Annotated in this window: 18 protein-coding genes; 9 read left to right on the plus strand and 9 right to left on the minus strand. The window is 70.9% G+C overall.

What is annotated here, in order from left to right; translation table 11 throughout:
- Positions 1–3: 3 nt before the first annotated feature.
- Positions 4–384, plus strand: coding sequence for a GFA family protein (locus tag AC1RL8_RS12455; RefSeq protein ID WP_492684422.1), 381 nt, complete (start codon positions 4–6; stop codon positions 382–384).
- Between the two features lie 3 nt (positions 385–387).
- Here AC1RL8_RS12455 and egtD read toward each other — a convergent pair whose 3' ends face one another.
- Positions 388–1,386: an L-histidine N(alpha)-methyltransferase gene (gene egtD / locus AC1RL8_RS12460; RefSeq protein ID WP_139705681.1), complete on the minus strand. Its 999-nt coding sequence runs from the start codon at positions 1,384–1,386 to the stop codon at positions 388–390.
- 26 nt (positions 1,387–1,412) lie between these two features.
- Positions 1,413–2,678, minus strand: a complete 1,266-nt coding sequence (gene egtB, locus AC1RL8_RS12465) for an ergothioneine biosynthesis protein EgtB (protein WP_492684423.1) — start codon at positions 2,676–2,678, stop codon at positions 1,413–1,415.
- Positions 2,679–2,816: 138 nt separating this feature from the next.
- Here egtB and AC1RL8_RS12470 point away from each other — a divergent pair, with 138 nt between their 5' ends.
- Both AC1RL8_RS12470 and AC1RL8_RS12475 read left to right on the plus strand, forming a co-directional pair.
- Positions 2,817–4,163, plus strand: a complete 1,347-nt coding sequence (locus tag AC1RL8_RS12470; RefSeq protein ID WP_062477668.1) for an NAD(P)/FAD-dependent oxidoreductase — start codon at positions 2,817–2,819, stop codon at positions 4,161–4,163.
- A 19-nt stretch (positions 4,164–4,182) separates the two neighbouring features.
- Entirely contained in the window at positions 4,183–4,434 is a 252-nt protein-coding gene (locus tag AC1RL8_RS12475) for a hypothetical protein (protein ID WP_070062528.1), read from the plus strand.
- A gap of 39 nt (positions 4,435–4,473) precedes the next feature.
- On the opposite strand, the gene AC1RL8_RS12480 is transcribed toward AC1RL8_RS12475, so the two are convergent.
- The 3 genes from AC1RL8_RS12480 to AC1RL8_RS12490 form a co-directional block, all read right to left on the minus strand.
- Positions 4,474–6,399, minus strand: a complete 1,926-nt coding sequence (locus AC1RL8_RS12480; RefSeq protein WP_492684424.1) for a PhoX family protein — start codon at positions 6,397–6,399, stop codon at positions 4,474–4,476.
- 60 nt (positions 6,400–6,459) lie between these two features.
- Positions 6,460–7,032 carry a thermonuclease family protein gene (locus AC1RL8_RS12485; RefSeq protein ID WP_492684425.1) on the minus strand — a complete coding sequence of 191 codons (573 nt, stop codon included), beginning with the start codon at positions 7,030–7,032 and terminating at the stop codon, positions 6,460–6,462.
- A 96-nt stretch (positions 7,033–7,128) separates the two neighbouring features.
- Positions 7,129–8,160 (minus strand): LacI family DNA-binding transcriptional regulator, encoded by a 1,032-nt coding sequence (locus AC1RL8_RS12490; RefSeq protein ID WP_492684426.1) that lies wholly within the window; start codon positions 8,158–8,160, stop codon positions 7,129–7,131.
- A gap of 130 nt (positions 8,161–8,290) precedes the next feature.
- Between AC1RL8_RS12490 and AC1RL8_RS12495 the strand changes: the two genes are divergently transcribed.
- The 6 genes from AC1RL8_RS12495 to AC1RL8_RS12520 all read left to right on the plus strand — a co-directional run bounded on the left by AC1RL8_RS12495 (position 8,291) and on the right by AC1RL8_RS12520 (position 13,274).
- Positions 8,291–9,157: a dioxygenase family protein gene (locus tag AC1RL8_RS12495; RefSeq protein ID WP_492684427.1), complete on the plus strand. Its 867-nt coding sequence runs from the start codon at positions 8,291–8,293 to the stop codon at positions 9,155–9,157.
- A gap of 22 nt (positions 9,158–9,179) precedes the next feature.
- Complete coding sequence (locus tag AC1RL8_RS12500) at positions 9,180–9,950, plus strand: SDR family NAD(P)-dependent oxidoreductase (RefSeq protein WP_159270886.1); 771 nt, start codon at positions 9,180–9,182, stop codon at positions 9,948–9,950.
- Complete coding sequence (locus AC1RL8_RS12505; RefSeq protein WP_492684428.1) at positions 9,947–10,855, plus strand: beta-keto acid cleavage family enzyme; 909 nt, start codon at positions 9,947–9,949, stop codon at positions 10,853–10,855. The genes AC1RL8_RS12500 and AC1RL8_RS12505 overlap by 4 nt, the downstream gene beginning before the upstream one ends.
- Positions 10,852–11,847, plus strand: a complete 996-nt coding sequence (locus tag AC1RL8_RS12510; RefSeq protein WP_492684429.1) for a quinone oxidoreductase family protein — start codon at positions 10,852–10,854, stop codon at positions 11,845–11,847. Before AC1RL8_RS12505 ends, AC1RL8_RS12510 begins: the two co-directional genes overlap by 4 nt.
- Positions 11,848–11,865: 18 nt before the next feature.
- Positions 11,866–12,222 carry a cupin domain-containing protein gene (locus AC1RL8_RS12515; RefSeq protein ID WP_070062522.1) on the plus strand — a complete coding sequence of 119 codons (357 nt, stop codon included), beginning with the start codon at positions 11,866–11,868 and terminating at the stop codon, positions 12,220–12,222.
- 62 nt (positions 12,223–12,284) lie between these two features.
- Positions 12,285–13,274, plus strand: a complete 990-nt coding sequence (locus AC1RL8_RS12520) for a Bug family tripartite tricarboxylate transporter substrate binding protein (RefSeq protein ID WP_492684430.1) — start codon at positions 12,285–12,287, stop codon at positions 13,272–13,274.
- Between the two features lie 2 nt (positions 13,275–13,276).
- Here the strand turns inward: AC1RL8_RS12520 and AC1RL8_RS12525 are convergent, their stop codons facing one another.
- The 4 genes from AC1RL8_RS12525 to fhuE form a co-directional block, all read right to left on the minus strand.
- Complete coding sequence (locus tag AC1RL8_RS12525; protein WP_492684431.1) at positions 13,277–13,639, minus strand: DUF3325 domain-containing protein; 363 nt, start codon at positions 13,637–13,639, stop codon at positions 13,277–13,279.
- Complete coding sequence (locus tag AC1RL8_RS12530; protein ID WP_492684432.1) at positions 13,636–15,261, minus strand: PepSY-associated TM helix domain-containing protein; 1,626 nt, start codon at positions 15,259–15,261, stop codon at positions 13,636–13,638. Before AC1RL8_RS12530 ends, AC1RL8_RS12525 begins: the two co-directional genes overlap by 4 nt.
- Positions 15,258–15,560, minus strand: a complete 303-nt coding sequence (locus AC1RL8_RS12535) for a DUF3649 domain-containing protein (protein ID WP_492684433.1) — start codon at positions 15,558–15,560, stop codon at positions 15,258–15,260. Before AC1RL8_RS12535 ends, AC1RL8_RS12530 begins: the two co-directional genes overlap by 4 nt.
- A 91-nt stretch (positions 15,561–15,651) precedes the next feature.
- Positions 15,652–18,132, minus strand: a complete 2,481-nt coding sequence (gene fhuE, locus AC1RL8_RS12540) for a ferric-rhodotorulic acid/ferric-coprogen receptor FhuE (RefSeq protein ID WP_492684434.1) — start codon at positions 18,130–18,132, stop codon at positions 15,652–15,654.
- Positions 18,133–18,164: the final 32 nt, after the last annotated feature.

Here is an 18,164-nt window from a genome sequence, read left to right on the forward strand (position 1 = left end):
CCCGTGACAACGTACCAAGGCGCCTGCCACTGTGGCGCGTGCCGCTTCGAAGTCGACACGGACCTCGACCATGTCCGCAGCTGCAACTGCTCCGTGTGCCGGCGCCGCGGCGCGCTGATTCACCGCGTGCCTGCATCGGCGCTTCGCCTGCTCACGCCGCTGGAAGACCTCACGGTCTATGAATGGCACACACGGACCGCACGGGACTACTTCTGCCCCACCTGCGGAATCATGCCGTTCCGTATTCCCAGCGTGCCGACTGCGCAAGAGACGGCCGAAGGCAAGCTGCCGTTCACGGGATGGGCCATCAATGCACGCTGCCTGGAAGGCGTGGACCTGGCCAGCGTGCCGGTCCGGCTCGTGAACGGCGCGGACCTGTCCTGAGGCTCAGCTCAGCAGCCAGTGCACGCTGAACAGCCGCTCGGGGTCGGTCCACACCGCCCCGACGCGGAAGCCCGCGCGCACCGCCAGGGCCTGCAGGCCTTCGACGGTGAACTTGTGCGAGTACTCGGTGTGCAGGGTCTCGCCTTCCTCGAACGAGAAGCGCTCGCCGCGCAGCTGCACGCTCTGCGCGCGCCGGCTCACGAGGTGCATCTCGATGCGGCGCATCGGCGCGTTGTAGAAGGCCGCGTGCGAGAAGCCGTCGAGGTCGAAATCGGCCGACAGCTCCGCGTTCGCACGCCGCAGCAGGTTGAGGTTGAACGCCGCCGTCACGCCCTGCGCGTCGTTGTAGGCCGCGTGCAGCCGGTCGGGGTCTTTCACGAGGTCGACGCCGATCAGCAGGCCGCCGCCGCGCAGCATGCGCGCCGCGAGCTGCAGGAACGCCAGCGCCTCGTCGGGCTCGAAGTTGCCGATGGTCGAGCCCGGAAAGAACCCCACGCGCCGGCCCGCTCCGGCCATGGGCGCGGGCAGCACGAGCGGCATGGTGTAGTCGGCCGCGATGGGCTGCACCGCGAGCGCCGGGTAGTCGGCCTTCAGGCGCGCCGCCGCGGCTTCGAGGTGCTCGCCCGAGATGTCGATCGGCAGATAGCGCTTGGGTGATTCGAGCGCATCGAGCAGCAGCCGCACCTTGGTGAGCGAGCCGGCGCCGAACTCGACGATCTCGGCGTTCGGCCCGATCTGCGCGGCGATCTCGCCGGCGCAGGCGCCAAGGATGCCCAGCTCGGTGCGCGTGGGGTAGTACTCGGGCAGCTCGCAGATGCGGTCGAACAGCTGCGAGCCCGCCACGTCGTAGAAGAACTTGGGCGAGATGTGGCGCGGCGTGCGCGCCAGGCCGGCCTGCATGGCGCGGCCGAACTCGGACCACGGGGCGGTGTCGGGCGGGGTCGCTGCCTCCTGTCGCTGCAGGTGGCTGGCGAGGGCGAACGGGGCGGTAGGATTGCGCATGGTGCTCGGCTCCATCGAGGTGTCGGTCAAAGGTCTTTCGCGAGCCGCAGCCCCGAGAACTGCCAGCGTGCCGCCGGCGGAAAGAAATTGCGGTAGCTCGACCGCGTGTGGCCGGCCGGCGTGGCCACGCTGCCGCCGCGCAGCACCAGCTGGCCCACCATGAACTTGCCGTTGTATTCGGCCGCAATGCCGGGCAGCGGACGAAAGCCCGGGTACGGGTCGTACGAGGAACGCGTCCATTGCCAGACGTGGCCGCTCATCTGCGCGATGCCGGGCGCGTCGAAGGCGGCCTCCCATTCGAACTCGGTGGGCAGGCGCGCGCCGGCCCATTCGGCGTACGCGGCAGCCTCGTAGAAGCTCAGCTGGGACACGGGCGCGTCGGCCTCCATCGGCCGCACGCCGTGCAGGCCGAACACCTGCCAGCCGCCGGGCGCGGCAGGACCGCCGCCCGCGCCGAGGGTGGCGATGCGCGGGTCGTCGGCTTCGAGCCAGTAGGCGGGGTGGCGCCAGCCCTGCGCCTGCACCGTGGCCCAGCCGTCGGACAGCCACAGCTCGGGCCGGCGGTAGCCGCCGTCGGCGATGAACTGCGCGTAGTCGCCGCAGTTCACGAGCCGGTCGGCGATGACATAGGGGCGCAGCAAGGCGGCGTGGCGCGGCGTCTCGTTGTCGAAGCTGAAGCCCTCGCCCGCATGCCCGACCTCGACCGTGCCGCCCGGCTGTTCCAACCAGCGCACCTCGGCCGGCACGGCAGCCAGCCGCCGCGCGGGGCCGCTCGCGGGCTTGTACGCCGGCAGCAGCGGGTTGCACGACAGCGCATGCAGGATGTCGGTGAGCAGCAGCTCCTGGTGCTGCTGCTCGTGGTTCAGCCCGAGCGCGACGATGGACTCGATGGCCGCCCAGTCGAGCGCCTCCGGCGCCGCCAGCAGCGCGAGCACCGCCTCGTCGACATGGCGGCGGTAGGCCTGCACCTCGTCGAGCGAGGGCCGCGTGAGCAGGCCGCGCTGCGGCCGCGGGTGGCGCGGGCCGAGCGCCTCGTAGTAGGAGTTGAAGAGGTAATGAAAACGCGCATCGAAGGGTCGGTACCCCGCCGCATGCGGCTGCAGCAGCACGGTCTCGAAGAACCACGTCGTGTGCGCCAGGTGCCACTTCGTCGGGCTGGCGTCGGGCATCGACTGGATGCACTGGTCCTCGGCGGACAGCGGCGCGGCCAGCGCCACGCTGGCGGCGCGCACCGTGCGGAATTGCTCGCGCAAGGCGCTCGCCACGGGGGCGATCGGCCGGGAAAACGTCATGGTGTCTCCAGTCGGGTGAGCCGGAAGTTTTAGCCCATACCGGCGACAAAGGCACGTAGGACAAGACGCCGCCGCCGCGCCGCCACGGGAGCCCGTCCTGCGCCTGGGCGCCCCGGCCCGCTGCGTATGATCCGGGCGATGCAAACCCCCTCTCCTTCGGCCAGGCCCCACGTTGTCATCATCGGCTGCGGTTTCGGCGGACTCGAGGCAGCGCGCAAGCTGCAACGGGCCGACGTCGATGTGACGGTGATCGACAAGACCAACCACCACCTGTTCCAGCCCCTGCTGTACCAGGTGGCGACCGCCGGGCTCGCGGCGCCATCGATCGCGGCGCCGGTGCGCGCCCTGTTCCGCAAGCAGGCCAACGTGACCACGCTGCTGGCCGAGGTGACGGGCATCGACCCGGCCGCGCGCACGGTGCAGCTGGCCGATGGCAGCCAGGTGGCCTACGACCACCTGATCGTGGCGGCCGGCGCCACGCACAGCTATTTCGGGCACGACGAGTGGGCGCCCGCCGCGCCGGGCCTGAAGACGCTGGCCGACGCCTTCGAGATCCGCCGCCGCGTGCTGATGTCCTTCGAGACGGCCGAGACCACCGCCGACCCCGAGCGCCGCCGCGCCCTGCTCACCTTCGTGGTGATCGGCGCCGGCCCGACCGGCGTCGAGATGGCCGGCACGCTGGCCGAGATCGCCAAGCACACGCTCGCGGGCGAGTTCCGCCGCATCGACCCCGGCAGCGCGCAGGTGTTGCTGGTCGAGGGCGGCCCGCGCGTGCTGCAGGCCATGCCCGAAAGCCTGAGCCAGAAGGCGCTCGAACAACTGGAACGGCTCGGCGTGGAGGTGCGGCTGAACGCGCGCGTCACCGCCATCGACAACGCCGGCCTCGAAGTGCAGACCGGCGGCGGCCCCGACGGCGCGCCGCTGCAGAGCTACCGCATTCCCAGCAGCTGCGTGGTGTGGGCGGCCGGTGTCGCGGCCTCGCCGCTGGGCCGGCTGCTCGGCAATGCCACGGGCGTCGAGTGCGACCGCGCGGGCCGCATCAAGGTCGAGCCCGACCTGAGCCTGGCGGGCCACCCCGAGATCAGCGTGGTGGGCGACCTGGCCGCCGCCATGAGCCACGCGCCCGGCAAGCCGCCCAAGCCGGTGCCCGGCGTGTCGCCCGGCGCCAAGCAGGCCGGCCGCGCGGCGGCGGCGAACATCCTGCGCCGCCTGGCGGGCCAACCCACCGTGCCGTTCCGCTACGCCGACTACGGCAACCTGGCCACCATCGGCCGCAACTCGGCGGTGGTCGACCTGGGCACGCCCTTCGGCCCGCTGCGCTTCAGCGGCCGGCCCGCGTGGCTGTTCTGGCTGTTCGCGCACGCGTACTTCCTCATCGGCTTCCGCAACCGCGTCGTCGTGATGTGGGACTGGGCCAGCGCCTACTGGAGCTTCCAGCGCAACGCGCGCGTGGTGGCCGACGTGCAGGGCCGCAGCGAGTCGTAAGCACGCCCCACGCCGCGCGATGACGTTGCTCTGGTGGGTCGTCTTTCATGCGCTCGATGCGCTGTTCTGGCTCTGGATCCTGCGCTGGGGCGGCGCGGCCTGGCTCGAAGGCACCTTCCTCTCGGGCTTTCTCGTGAGCATCTTCGCGCCACGCTGGGGCGCCGAGGGCCTGCGCATGTTCGCGCTGCTGATGCTGGTCGTGTGCGCGATCAGCTTCGTCTGGGGCCTGCTCATGCCCGAGATGCGCTGCTGGTACTCGGGCCACTGCTGAAGCCCCGAGGGCGCCCCGCGAGGCGCCCCCTTGGCTGCGTCAGCTGCCGATCACCCCGCCGTCGATCTTCGTGATGACCACCGTCGCCGAGCGCGGCCGGCCCGCGCCGTCGGGCCACTTCGACACGGCCAGCGGGCGCTCGGGGTCGCTGCGCTCGTTGGCCGGCTCGCCCGGGTGCTGGATGTTGATGAACAGCGTGCGCAGGTCGGGCGTGGCCGTGAGGCCGGTGATCTCGCAGCCGGCCGGGCCGAGCAAAAAGCGGCGGATCTCGCCCTTGGTCGGGTCGCAGGCCAGCATCTGGTTGTTGGGCAGGTTCGTGTACTCACCCTTGCCCAGCGTGGAGGTCGACACGTCGGTCTGGATCCACAGCACGCCGCGCGCATCGACCATCAGGCCGTCGGGGCTGCCGAAGGCGTCGCCCTTGACGTTGCCCTGCGCCTCGTAGCGCGTCTGCTTCGGGTCGCCCGCGAGCACGAGGTGGTTCCACGCGAACTTCGTGGCGTCGAGGTCGCCGCTTTCCTTCCAGCGGATGATCTGGCCCATCGTGTTGTTCGAACGCGGGTTTGCCGCGTCCATGAAGGGCTGGCCCGGCGCGCCGCGGTTGCTGTTGTTGGTGAGCGTGCAGTAGACCTCCTTCGTCAGCGGATCGACGGTGGTCCACTCGGGGCGGTCCATCTTCGTCGCGCCGAGGATGTCGCTGGCCTGGCGCGACTTGATGAGCACGTCGCCCTGCGTGGCGAAGCCCTTGTCGGCCACCAGCCCGCCCTTGCCCTGCACCAGCGGCAGCCATTCGCCCGTGCCATCGACGTCGAAGCGGCCCACGTACAGCGTGCCGTGGTCGAGCAGGTCGCGGTTGGCGGCGGCGCCGCCGGGGCGGACCTTGTCGCGGCTCACGAACTTGTAGATGTATTCGAAGCGCGAGTCCTCGCCCATGTAGACCACGGCACGGCCGTCGTCGGTGAGCGCCACGGCGGCGCCTTCGTGCGCGGCGCGGCCCAGCGCGGTGCGCTTGCGCGGCGTGGAGTTCGGGTCTTGCGGATCGATCTCGACCACCCAGCCGTAGCGGTTCGATTCGTTCGGGTGCTTGGCCACGTCGAATCGTTCTTCGTGCTCGTGCCAGCGGTACTTGGCGCCGTTGCCCTTCTTGAGGCCCCAGCGCTTCTGGTGCGCGTCGGGCGTGGCGGTGCCCTCGAAGTAGTCGGCGAAGTTTTCCTCGCAGGTCAGGTAGGTGCCCCACGGCGTCTGGCCGTTGGCGCAGTTGTTGAAGGTGCCGAGCACCTGCGTGCCCGAGGGGTCGCCCGCGGTGCGCAGCATCGGGTGGCCGGCGGCGGGGCCGGTGAGCGTCATCGGTGTGAGCGCGGTGATGCGGCGCGCGAAACGCGAGGGCAGCACCTGCTGCCAGGCCGCGCCGTCGCGCTGCAGCTCGATCACCGACACGCCGTGCGCGTGCATCGACTTGCGTACCTTCGCGGCGCTCCAGGTCTTCATGCCGTCGGTGTGCAGCAGGCCATCGTCCACGTACTCGTGGTTCAGCACCAGCAGGCCGCGGTTCGATCCATCGAGCGGGAAGAAGGCCATGCCGTCGTGGTGCATGCCGGCCTGCAGCGCCTGGTCGTCGGCGGAGTCGGAAGCATCGGACTTGAAGGCGGGCATGCGGCCCGCGATGCCGGTGGGGTCGCCCCAGCGGTAGATCACCTGCGTGCGGTAGCCCTCGGGCACCACCACCTGGTCGACCGCCGCCATGGGCACGCTCTTGAAACCGATGGCGCGGCCCAGGCCGCTCACTGCGCTATTGCTACTGCCGCTGCCCGTGCTGGCACAGCCGGCCAGCGGCCCGAACAGGCCCGCCACGGCCGCCGCCAGGCCGCCGCGCACGAAGACCCGCCGCTGCGGATCGGACACGTCGTGGATGGTGGGGTTGCTGGAGGGGTTCGAGTCCTCCATGCGCGCGAAGTCTTTGGCCATGTCCTGGGGGTCCGTGGGAATCGTGGGAACCTGCGATGCTCCCGCGCCCCCATGAAGCCGTCATGACAGGGGTTCGAAGCGCACGTCGCCCCAGGGCCGCGGGCCGCCGTGGTTGCTGTTGTTGCGCGGCTGCTCCCGCCGTTCGCGCCGCCAGTCCCAGGGCGGCGTCGGCGCGGTGTCGGCCCACAGGCCCAGGTGCTGCGCGCGCGCCGCGGCCTCGAGGCGGAACAGGTCGCCGCCGCGCTTCTTCGCGATGCCGTGGTAGTCGTACACCCAGGCCCAGCCCTCGGCCACCAGGCGGCGGCCGGCGTCTTCGCCGTTGCAGCGCACGTCGGCCACGGTGCGGCCGTAGCGGTCGGTGTCGCGTTCGGTGATGACGGCCTTTTCGGCGTAGCACAGGCGACTCAGCGCCTGGCGGCTGCGCTGGCCGTAGGGCTGCGCTTTCTCGGGCGCGTCGATGGCGGCGATGCGCACCTTGACCTGCTCGTAAGCGCCGATGCGGCCGCAGCGCGCGGTGAGCGTGTCGCCGTCGCTCACGCCCACGACGAGGCAGGTGCGCGACGACGCGGCGTGGGTCAGCAGCGGGAGGGAAAGGCCGAGGGAAAGAAGCAGGAAGACGGGACGAAAGCGCATGCGGAAAGGAAGCGGAACACGGGGCCAAGAATGGCCGACGATTCTCGGCGCGAAGTGTGCGCGCCGCCCTTCGGATGCATTTGTTTTCGTCTTCGCTCAGCGTGCGGCCGGCGCGGCCGTCGACTTGCGCACCACCAGCTCCGGGCGCAGCACCACGGTGGACGCGGACAGCGCCTGTCCGTCGATCTCCTCGAACAGCATCTCGGCCGCGCGCCAGCCGAGTTCGCGGTGCGGCAGCCGGATGGTGGTGAGCGGCGGATCGACCATGTCGACCAGCGGCATGTCGTTGTGGCCGGTGACCGAGATGTCCTGCGGCACGCGCAGGCCGGCCTCGCGCAGCGCGTCGTAGGCGCCCAGCGCCACGAGGTCGTTGCAGCAGACCACGGCCTGCGGCGCGGCGCCGGCCGCCAGCATCTGCTTCATCGCGGCCGCGCCCGCCTCGCGGCTGTAACTCGTGCATTCGACGATGCGCGCCGGCTTCATGCGGTGGTCGCGCAGCGCCTGCTCCACGCCCAGCAGGCGGCCCACGCCGGTGGGGATGGTCTGCGGCCCCGCCAGGTGCGCGATACGTTTGTGGCCCAGGCCCACGAGGTGGTCGACCGCGAGCTTCATCGCCAGCCGGTCGTCGCTCACCACGGCGGGCAGGCGACCGGTCTCGTCGGCGCGGTTGACCAGCACCGCCGTCATGCCGGCCTTGGCGACGAAGTCGACCAGCGGGTCGTCCCGCGTGGCGGTGGCCAGGATCACGCCGTCCACGCGCTGCGCCAGCATGCGCTCGAGCACCGGCCGCGCCAGCGCCGGATCGACCACGTTGGTGACGAACACGAAGTAACCGCGCGCGGCCGCGCTGGCCTCGATGCCTTGCAGGATCGGAGGGAACACCGCGTTCGTGATGTCGGGCACCAGCACGCCGATGGTGTGGGTGCGCCCCGTGCGCAGCGCCGAGGCCGCGCGGTTGGGCCGGTAGCCCAGGCGCTGCGCGGCCTCCTCGACCACGCGCAGCACCTCGTCGCTGATCAGCGAGCGCTTCTCGGGACTGAGCGCGCGCGACACGGTCGACACATGCACCCCGGCGGCACGGGCGACGTCGCGGATGGTGACGGGGCTGGAGGGGGGATGGGTGCTCATTGGTGCAAACGATTGTTGGTCATCCGGTACGCCATGGTCGGCGAATTCCCATTCTGACATCCCGGATACCCGCCATTTTACTTTTTGGGAATCTGCCTTAATATCATGCAAACGATTGCAAGGATTGCAGATGAACATCGCCACCTCCCCCGATTCGGTGCTCGGCTTTGCGCTCGACGCCATGCAACGCACCCCCGACCCGCGCCTGCGCACCGTGATGGACGCGCTCACGCGCCACCTGCACGCCTTCGTCCAGGAGGTGAAGCTGACCGAGGAGGAGTTCGAGCAGGCGCTCGAATTCATCGTCGCCATCGGCCACGCCACGGGCGAGACCAAGAACGAGGTGGTGCTGGCGGCCGACATCCTGGGCGTGTCCACCGTGGTGGCGCTGCAGAACAACCAGGACCCGCACGGCGAATCGCCGGCCGCCCTGCTGGGCCCCTTCTGGCGCGCCAACTCGCCGGCCTGCGCGGCGGGCGAGAGCATCGCGCGCTCGGGCACGCCCGGCACGCCGCTGGAGGTGACGGGCACGGTGCGCGACGTGAGCGGGCAGCCGATGGCCGATGTCACGGTCGACGTGTGGCAAGCCTCGCCGGTCGGGCTCTACGAGAACCAGGACCCGGAACAGGACGACATGAACCTGCGCGGGCGCTTCACCACCGATGCCGAGGGCCGCTTCCGTTTCCGCAGCGTGCGCCCCGCCGGCTACCCCGTGCCCACCGACGGGCCGTGCGGCGTGCTGCTGCGCGCGCAGCAACGCCACCCGAACCGGCCCGCGCACCTGCACTTCATGCTGAGCAAGCCGGGCCACAAGGTGCTGGTCACGCAGGTGTTCGCCGACGACGACGAGAACCTGGAGAGCGACCCGACCTTCGGCGTGACGCGCCAGCTCATCGGCCGCTTCGCGCTCGCGCCCGACGGCGGTAGCGCCACGCTGCAGTACGACTTCCAGCTCGAACCCGGCGAGATGAAGTTCCCCCGCCCACCGATCCCCTGATTCCGCAACTGCCCTTCATCCCATGAGCTTCGATCCCCAATCCCGACTCCACGGCAAGATCGCCGTCATCACCGGCGGCCTCGGCGCCATCGGCTATGCCACCGCCACGCGGCTGGCCGCGCTGGGCGCCACCTGCGTGCTGCTGCACCGCGGTGGCGACAACAACAACGCCGCCGCGCGCGCCGCCGCCCTGCCCTCGGACAGCGGCCAGCGCCACGGCGCGATCCGCGCCGACATCGTCGACACGCCGAGCCTGCAGGCCGCCGCCGCCGAGGTGAAGGCCGCGCACGGGCGCTGCGACATCCTGGTCAACAGCGCGGGCCACACGCAGCCCGTGCCGGCCGGCGACCTCGATGCGCTGACCGACGAACTCATCGACGACCTGCTGCGCGCCAACTTCCGCGGCGTGTTCGCCACCATCCGCGCCTTCGCGCCGATGCTCAAGGCGACCGGCGACGGGCTGGTGGTCAACATCTCGTCCATCGCCGGCTTCACGGGCGTGGGCAGCAACCTCGCGTACGTCGCGGCCAAGGCCGGGCTCGACGTGGTGGGCGACGCGCTGGCCAAGGCGCTGGCGCCGGCGGTGCGCGTGGTGTCGGTGTCGCCGGGCGCGGTCGAGTCGGGCTTCGTGCCCGGGCGCGGCGCCGAGTTCGCCGACAAGATGGCCAGCACCACGCCGCTGGGGCGCATCGGCAAGCCCGACGACGTGGCGGCCACCGTCGAGGCACTGGCGACGACGCTGCGCTTCGTCACCGGCACGCGCATCGTGGTCGACGGAGGGCGCCACCTGTGAAAAACGCCAAGACGCTCATCACCTGCGCCGTCACGGGCAACCTCGTGAAGCCAGAGCAGACGCCGCACCTGCCGATCACGCCGGTGCAGATCGCCGACGAATGCCTGGCCGCGGCCGAAGCCGGCGCGGCGCAGGTCCACATCCACGTGCGCCACCCGGAAACGGGCAAGCCCTCGATGGAGGTCGAGCTGTACCGCGAGGTGGTCGACCGCATCCGCCGCGAGAACCGCGAGCTGATCGTGAACCTCACGACCGGGCCGGGCGGGCGCTTCATTCCCAGCGAGGACGATCCGAAGATCGCCGCGCCCGGCACCACGCTGCTGCCGCCCGAAAAGCGCGTGGAACACATCGCGCTGATCCGGCCCGACGTGTGCTCGCTCGACCTCAACACCATGAACTCCGGCCCCGACGTGGTGATCAACACGCCGAAGAACGTGCGCCGCATGGCGAAGGTGATGCGCGAGGCCGGCGTGAAGCCCGAGCTGGAGATCTTCGACTCGGGCGACATCCACCTGGCGCTGGACCTGATCGCCGACGGCACGCTCGACGGGCCCGCCATGTGGACCTTCGTGCTCGGCGTGAAGTACGGCTTCGCGCCCACGCCCGAGACGCTGCTCTATGCGCGCAACCTGCTGCCGCGCGGCGCCTTCTGGAGCGCCTTCGGCATCGGCCGCACGGAGTTCCCGATCGTCGCGCAGTCGTGGCTGCTGGGCGGCCACGTGCGCGTGGGCATGGAAGACAACATCTACCTCGAGAAAGGCGTGCTGGCCGAAAGCAACGCGCAGCTCGTGGCGAAGGCGCGCGACATCCTGCGCAGCCTGGGCGGCGAGGTCGCCAACCCGCGCGAGGCCCGCGCGATGCTGGGACTGGCCGACACCCGCGCCGTTCAGGGAGCCGCACGATGAGCGCCATCCTTCATGAACCCCGCGCCCTGCGCGTGAACGGCAAGGCCGCCAACCTCGAGGCGCTGCACCTGGAGGCCGCGCCGCAGCCCGAGCCCGTGGCGCCGCCCGGCCATGCCGTGGTGCGCGTGATGGCCGCCGCCGTGAACCCGAGCGACGTGAAGGCCGCGCTGGGCCTCATGCCGCAGGCCGTCTGGCCGCGCACGCCGGGCCGCGACTTCGCGGGCACCGTGGTGAACGGCCCTTCGGAATGGGTCGGCCGCGAGGTCTACGGCTCGGGCGGCGATGTCGGCATCACGCGCGACGGCTCGCATGCGCGCTACCTCGTGCTGCCCGAAGCAGCGCTGCGCGCCAAGCCGAAGGGCATCTCGATGGACGAGGCCGGCGCGGTGGGCGTGCCCTTCGTCACGGCCTACGAGGGCTTTCGGCGCAGCGGCATGCCGCAAGCGGGCCAGACGGTGCTGGTGCTGGGCGCCAACGGCAAGGTCGGGCAGGCGGCGGTGCAGCTGGCCGCGCAGGCCGGCGCGCGCGTGATCGCGGTGCAGCGCGGGCCCGGGCCCTTCGCGGGGTTCGCGAGCGCGCCGGTCGACGTGGTCGATGCACGCCACCACGCCGACGTGGGCGCGCAGGTGCGCGAACTCACCGACGGACGCGGCGCACACATCGTCTACAACACCGTGGGCAGCGCCTACTTCGAGGCCGCGAACAAGGCGATGGCCAAGGGGGCCACGCAGATCTTCATCGCCACGCACGACCGCGCGGTGCCCTTCGACATCTTCGCGTTCTACCGCGGCATGCACACCTACGTGGGCATCGACTCGCTGGCGATGGACTGCGTCGCCTCCACCGCGCAGCTCGACGCGATGCGCGAGGGCTTCGAGCGCGGCACGCTGAAACCCTTTCCCGTGGCACGCCACTTCGCGCTCGACGAAGCGATCGACGCCTACCGGCTGGTGCTGTCGGGCAGCACCGACCGCGTCGTGCTGCGCCCCTGAACCTCGAGGACACCCACCATGCATGTGACCCGTTTCAGCGAGGCGCCGCACTACGAGGCGCCCAACCACTTCGACATGCGCTGCCTGCGCCTGCAGGGCAAGGAGGCTGGCCCTTCGACGCAGATGTGGATGGGCATGAGCCAGATCCTGCCCGGCGGCCGCACCGGGCTGGACGGCTCGCCGATGGAAAAGCTCTACCTCGTGCTCGAGGGCGAGCTGCACGTCGTCGGCGAACTCGACGGCGCGCACCAGGAAGACGTGCTGCTGCCCTACGACAGCTGCCGCTTCGCGCCCGGCGAGAAGCGCCAGCTGGAGAACCGCAGCAACCGCCCGGTGCTGGTGGCGCTGGTGATGGCTAACGCACCGCCCGCCTGACGCGCCCCTTTCTCAGTCAGTCATTCATCGCTCGCACCAACAAATCAACGGAGACAAGACGCATGAAGCAGACATTCCCCTGGAGCCGCCGACAGGCACTCACGGTCGCCGCGGCACTCGCGGCCTGCACGCTCGGCAGCGCCCATGCACAAGGCGCGTGGCCGGGCACGCAGCCCATCAAGCTGGTCGTGCCCTTCACGGCGGGCAGCGGCACCGACATCGTCGCGCGCCTGGTCGCCGAAAAGCTCGGGCCCGCGCTGGGCACCAGCGTGATCGTGGACAACCGCCCCGGCGCGGGCGGCACGCTGGGCGCGGCCATCGCCGCCAAGGCGCCGGCCGACGGCTACACGCTGCTGGTGCATTCGGCCGGCCACCTCGTGAACCCGTGGATCTACAAGGGCCTGTCGTACGACACGCTGAAGGACTTCACGGGCGTGACGCCGATGGCCAGCCTGCCCAACGTGCTGGTGACCGCGCCTTCGCACTTCACCGATGTGAAAGACCTCGTGGCCAAGGCGAAGGCCAAGCCCGGCGGGCTGAACTACGGCTCCGCGGGCAACGGCTCGGCCACGCACATGAATGCCGAGGTGTTCCGCCTCGCGGCCGGCGTCGACGCGCAGCACGTGCCCTTTCGCGGCACGCCCGAAGCCATGACCGAGGTGATGGCCGGGCGCGTCGACTGGTTCTTCGCGCCGATGGTGTCGGCGCTGCCGCTGATCAAGAGCGGCAAGCTGAAGGCGCTGGCCGTGGGCACCGCCGGCCGCTCGTCCGCCCTGCCCGATGCGCCCACCACCGTGGAGGCCGGCGTGCCGGGCTCGGCCTACCTGTTCTGGGTCGGCCTGTTCGCGCCCGCCAGGACACCGCAGCCCGTGGTGGAGCGGCTGCAGGCCGAGGTCGCGAAGATCATGGTGTCGCCGGAACTGAAGGAGCGGCTGGAGAAGCTCGGCGCCGAGCCTTTCACCATGCCCTCCGCGCAGTTCAACAAGTTCATCGCCGACGAGACCGCGAAGGCGCAGCAGGTGGTCAAGGCCGCAGCCATCAAGGTGGACTGACCTCAGCGCAGCAGCGCCGCCAGCACCGGCGCAAGCCCCGCACCACCGGCCACGGCGGCAGCGCCGGCGCCCCACGCCACGGCGCGTGGGCGGTACGGCAACAGCAAGGCCACCGGCAACGCACCCGCCGAAAGCAAGCCCAGCCACGCGACCGTCCCGACCGTCGGGCCCCACGCCATCACGCAGGGCACGATGGCCGCTGCCAGCAGCACCATGCCGATCGCGCGCAAGCCCGTGCGCCGGCGCGCGGGCACTTCGCGTCCGCGCGTCAGCTGCTCGTGGTGCCGGTCCATGGCAAAGCTCAGGCACGACATGCCTGCATACGCCAGCGCAAGGCCAAGCAACGAAGCCCATGCCGCCGTCATCGCGCCACCTTCCGCAGCAGATGGCGCAGCGCGCCCAGCGCCGCAAGCCCGAAGGCCACGACGCCCAGTTCGACGCCGAGGCTTTCCCAATCACTGCGCAGAAACTGCGCCAGCAAGTGATCGCCCGTGGTCACGAAGTTGAGCACCGGCAACAGCAGACACAGCGCAGCCAGCGCACCGAGCTGCTCGCGCCACGCGCGCGCCGGCTGGCGCACGAAGGCGTGCACCAGCGCCAGCGCCCACAGCGCGAAGAAGACCTGCAGTTCGCGGTCCGCGCGGTGCCCGATGCCCACCGGCACCAGCCGGTTGGCCCACAGGTAGCCCACGCAGGCGATGGCGAGGCCGGCGATGGCCGCGACGTTCAGCGCTTCGACCAGCCGGTAGACCCGCGCCGTCGCGCCACCGAACTCGCCCAGGTGCTTCTGGCGGCGCTTGACGATGAACAGCACGGCGCCCGAACCCATCATCGCGGTGCCCGCGAGCCCGCACAGGAAGTAGAGCCACTTCATCGGCCAGCCGCCGAAGGTGACCATGTGCAGCCCGCCCATGGCCGACTGCGCGAGCATGGCGGCCCCTCCGTCCGCGGCGCCCGGCAGGCGCACGCGCTGCACCTCGCCGGTGGCGGCCGAGAACTGCACCATGCCGGTGGTGGCGCTGAGCCGGCGCGCGGATTCGTCGTCGCCATTCCAGCCGTACACGCCGATGCGCGCAGCCGCGTCGCCCGGATGATCAATGACGACCGCGCGCACCGGCTGGCCCATGCGCTCCTGGCCGCGCGCCGCGAAGGGTTCGAGCACGGGCACGGGCATCGCGCGGCCGGTGGCGGCGGGCTTGTCGCTGTCGCCCAGCTCGGAGACGAAGCGCACCTGCGCCTGCGGGCCGGTGCCGTAGTGCAAGACCTTGGGGGCCGGCATGAAGCTGGTGCCCGAGATCACGAGGCCGGTGTAGGCGATCATGAACTGGAAGGGCAAGGTCAGCACCGCCACGGCGTTGTGCGCATCGAGCCAGCTGCGCTGGCCTTTCTTCGGCCGGAAGGTGAAGAAGTCCTTGAAGATGCGCTTGTGCGTGATGACGCCCGACACCAGCGCCACCAGCATCGCCATCGCGGCGATGCCGACGATCCACAGGCCGACGGTGCCGGCGTGCAGCTCGTAGTGGAAGTCGACGAAGTGATGCCCGCCGAGCGTGGCGCGCGCCGCGTGGCCGCCCTCTTCCTTCAACGGCTTGCCGGTGGCGGGGTCGAGCGCGACGCCCGCGTACTGGCGGTTGGCGTCGAACCAGAACACGCGCAGCTCGCCACCGCCTTGCGCGTCCGAAGGCCACAGCTCCCACATCGAGGCGCCCGGGTGGTGCTCGGCCATGTAGGCCATGCCCCAGGCCAGGCGCTGCGCGCGGTCGACCGTGGGCTCGCCCTTCTCCTTCTTGGCTGCAGCGGCGGCTTCCTCGGCGTGGTGCTCCGGCGTCATCCAGTGGGTGATGGGCTCGTCGAACACGGCCAGCGTGCCGGTGAGGAACACCGCGAACAGCAGCCACGAGAACCACAGGCCGCACCAGGTGTGCAGCCAGGCCTGGGCTTGGCGAAAGCCCCCTTGCGAGGGCGCCTTGGTTGTCTTCGTGCTCATGCCCCGCCTCCCGCGCCGCGCAAGGCCAGGCCGAGCCCGGCCAGCACCACGGCGGGCAGCAGCAGGCCGGCCCAGGCGCGCGACAGCGACACGGGCGCGAACGCCCAGATCACGGCGACGGTGTAGACCGCGAAGCTGAACTGCATGCCCCCGAGCGCGGCCTCGGCGGGGCCGGCCGGCAGCACGGCGGCCAGAAAGACAGCGGCGGCCGAGGCCAGCGCGTAGCCGCCGAGCACGGCGGCCGCGACGCGGGACAGCAGCCGCAGGGCGGGAGAAAAAGAGGAGGTGCGGGTGTTCATCGGGGACCGGAAAACGGGGCGCGGACATGCGCCCCTCCCCTACATGACAAACGAGAACGAAAAAAGGGTCATGCCCCCCGCTCTTTCCCGGTCAGAACGCGTAGCTCAGCGTCGCCACCGCATTGCGCGGCGTGCCGAAGTAGGCCTGCCCGTCGATGTTGCTGTAGTACTTCTTGTCGAAGAGGTTCTCGATGTTCAGCTGCAGCGCCAGCTTGGGCGTGAAGGCGTAGCGCGCCATCAGGCTCACGACCGCGCGCGAGCCCTGCTGGTAGCGCAGGTCGACATCGCCCACGCTGTACGCGTAGGAGGTGCGGTTCTGCCAGTTGACGCCGCCGCCCAGCGTGAGCCGGTGCCACGCGCCGGGCAACCGGTAGGTGGTGAACAGCGTGGCCTGCGTGGTCGGCATGGCGGTGTTGATGCGGTTGCCGTTGCCTTCGCGGCCCAGCGTGCGCGCGATGCCCGCGTTCAGCTGCCAGCCCGGGGCCAGCTCGCCCGACACCTGCAGCTCGATGCCCTTGCTGGTCACGCCGCGCGCGCCGTAGTAGGCGCCTTCGCTCGAGTTGGGCACGAGCTTGGTGCCGTCGCGCTGCGCCACGTTCTCCTGCTCGGCGCGAAAGACGGCGATGGAGGTGTTGAGCTTGCCATTCAGGTGCTCGCCCTTGAGGCCGATCTCGTAGCTCTTGCCGGTCACCGGGTCGAGGTACGCGCCGCCGGCGTCGCGGTAGCTCTGCGGCTGGAAGATGTCGGTGTAGCTCGCGTACACCGAGTAGTTCTCGCTCAGGTCGTACACCAGGCCCGCGTAGGGCGTGAACACCTCGTGCTTGCGCGTGGCCGGTGCGTCGGCGGTCAGGCGCGTGGAGCGCCAGCTGTTCTGGCGCCCGCCCACGATGAGTTTGAGCGAATCGGCCAGCGACAGGCGCGCGGCGCCGTAGTAGCCGGTCTGGCGCGTCTTGGTGATGGCCGAGACCTTCAGCGGGTCCCAGCCCGGCTCGGGGTACGACGCAGCGTTCCAGTCGTAGAAGTTGCCGGTGTCGGGCAACGCGCTGGTGCGCGGATGGCTCGCCTCCACGTAGCGCGACTGGCTGTTGCTGACACCCACCACGAGTTCGTGCGTGCGCCCTAGCAACGTGAACGGGCCGGTGGCCTGCAGGTCGAGGCTGTTCTGGCGGAACTGGTGCTCGAAGTAACCGGGCAGCGAGCCCAGGCCGGTGCCGGTGAGGCGGTCGAGGTCGCCGTAGAGGTACAGCAGCTTGGCGTTCTGCTTGCTCTGCCGGTGCGAGCCGTTGGCCTTGAGCTTCCAGCCGTTGTCGAACTGGTGCGTGAGGTTCGCGAAGGCGGTGGTGGTGGTCGCGTCCCAGTGGGTCCACGGTGTGCCGACGGTCTTGGAGCGGTCCCAGCGCGTGGCTGTGCCGTCGCTGAAGGTCAGCGGCAGGCCGCCCCAGGTCGACGAGGTGGGCCGCGTGGCCTGCGACTCGATGCCCACGCTCAGCGTGGTGCTGGGCGTGAGGTCGGCATCGACCACGCCGTACAGCACGTGCTTGCGGCCGTGGTACATGTCGATGAAGGAGTCGCGGTCTTCCGTCATGCCGATGAGGCGGGCGCGCACGCGGCCGTCTTTCGTCACCGGCGTCTGCAGGTCGACCGTGCCGCGGCGCAGGTTCCACGAACCCAGCGCGAGCGACGCGTTGCCGGCGAACACCTTGCTGTCGGCGTGCTTGCGCACCAGGTTCACCGAGGCCGAGGGGTTGCCCGCGCCGGTGAGCAGCCCCGTCGAGCCGCGCACGACCTCGATGCGGTCGTACAGCACCGGGTCGTTGGTGGAGGCGCCGAAGAAGTCGGTGGTGACCGTGGTCGGCACGCCGTCGTACTGGTAGTTGTCGATGTAGAAGCCGCGCGCGTACAGGTCGGTGCGGTCGCTGTCGGAGCTCACCGAGAACACGCCGGGCACGCTCTGCATGGCCTGGCCGAGCGACAGCAGGTTCTGGTCGTCGATCTGCTGGCGCGTGATGACGGTGACCGACTGCGGCGTCTCGCGCGGCGAGAGCGCCAGCCCCGTGGCCGCCGCCGTGGCGCGCGTGGTGTAGCTGCCGGTTCCTTCGGTGGTGCCGCTGCGGTCGGCCTCGGCCGTGACGGTGACGGGCGAGAGCGTGTCGATGCCGCCCTGCCCCGCAACAGGTGCGCCGGCCTCGCGGCGGTGCAGCGTGTAGCTGCCGTCGGTGCGCGCCACCACCTGCAGGCCGCTGCCCGCGAGCAGGCGCTCGATGGCTTCGCGCGCGGTGTAGCGGCCGGCCACCGCGGGGCTGCTGCGCCCCTGCGTGAGCGCGGGGTCGAACGACAGCGCGATGCCGTTGCCGGCCGCGAAGGCGGCGAGCGTGCGGCCCAGCGGGCCGGCGGGAATGTCGTAGGCGCGGGGCGCGGCGGCGTCAAGCGAGGACGACGACGCCTGCGCGAAGGCCGGCCCTCCTGCGCCGGCCAGGCCGCCGAGGGCAAGCGCCATCAGGGCATGGCGAAGGACGGTGTTCAGGCGGCGCTCTGCGAACGGGCGCAAGGCGGACGGGCGGGGTGCAGACATGGAGACGGGCCTTTCGGTTGGGCAACGGTGGG

This window comes from Variovorax sp. GW822-FHT04E09 (assembly GCF_058800845.1).

Coding starts and splice junctions, on each gene's coding strand:
- AC1RL8_RS12485 (WP_492684425.1), bottom strand. CDS start 7,032: ATGCGCTTTCGTCCCGTCTTCCTGCTTCTTTCCCTCGGCCTTTCCCTC.
- AC1RL8_RS12480 (WP_492684424.1), bottom strand. CDS start 6,399: ATGGCCAAAGACTTCGCGCGCATGGAGGACTCGAACCCCTCCAGCAAC.
- AC1RL8_RS12500 (WP_159270886.1), top strand. CDS start 9,180: ATGAGCTTCGATCCCCAATCCCGACTCCACGGCAAGATCGCCGTCATC.
- AC1RL8_RS12510 (WP_492684429.1), top strand. CDS start 10,852: ATGAGCGCCATCCTTCATGAACCCCGCGCCCTGCGCGTGAACGGCAAG.
- AC1RL8_RS12530 (WP_492684432.1), bottom strand. CDS start 15,261: ATGAGCACGAAGACAACCAAGGCGCCCTCGCAAGGGGGCTTTCGCCAA.
- AC1RL8_RS12535 (WP_492684433.1), bottom strand. CDS start 15,560: ATGAACACCCGCACCTCCTCTTTTTCTCCCGCCCTGCGGCTGCTGTCC.
- egtD (WP_139705681.1), bottom strand. CDS start 1,386: ATGCGCAATCCTACCGCCCCGTTCGCCCTCGCCAGCCACCTGCAGCGA.
- egtB (WP_492684423.1), bottom strand. CDS start 2,678: ATGACGTTTTCCCGGCCGATCGCCCCCGTGGCGAGCGCCTTGCGCGAG.
- AC1RL8_RS12495 (WP_492684427.1), top strand. CDS start 8,291: ATGAACATCGCCACCTCCCCCGATTCGGTGCTCGGCTTTGCGCTCGAC.
- AC1RL8_RS12525 (WP_492684431.1), bottom strand. CDS start 13,639: ATGACGGCGGCATGGGCTTCGTTGCTTGGCCTTGCGCTGGCGTATGCA.
- AC1RL8_RS12515 (WP_070062522.1), top strand. CDS start 11,866: ATGCATGTGACCCGTTTCAGCGAGGCGCCGCACTACGAGGCGCCCAAC.
- AC1RL8_RS12490 (WP_492684426.1), bottom strand. CDS start 8,160: ATGAGCACCCATCCCCCCTCCAGCCCCGTCACCATCCGCGACGTCGCC.
- AC1RL8_RS12520 (WP_492684430.1), top strand. CDS start 12,285: ATGAAGCAGACATTCCCCTGGAGCCGCCGACAGGCACTCACGGTCGCC.
- AC1RL8_RS12475 (WP_070062528.1), top strand. CDS start 4,183: ATGACGTTGCTCTGGTGGGTCGTCTTTCATGCGCTCGATGCGCTGTTC.
- AC1RL8_RS12470 (WP_062477668.1), top strand. CDS start 2,817: ATGCAAACCCCCTCTCCTTCGGCCAGGCCCCACGTTGTCATCATCGGC.
- fhuE (WP_492684434.1), bottom strand. CDS start 18,132: ATGTCTGCACCCCGCCCGTCCGCCTTGCGCCCGTTCGCAGAGCGCCGC.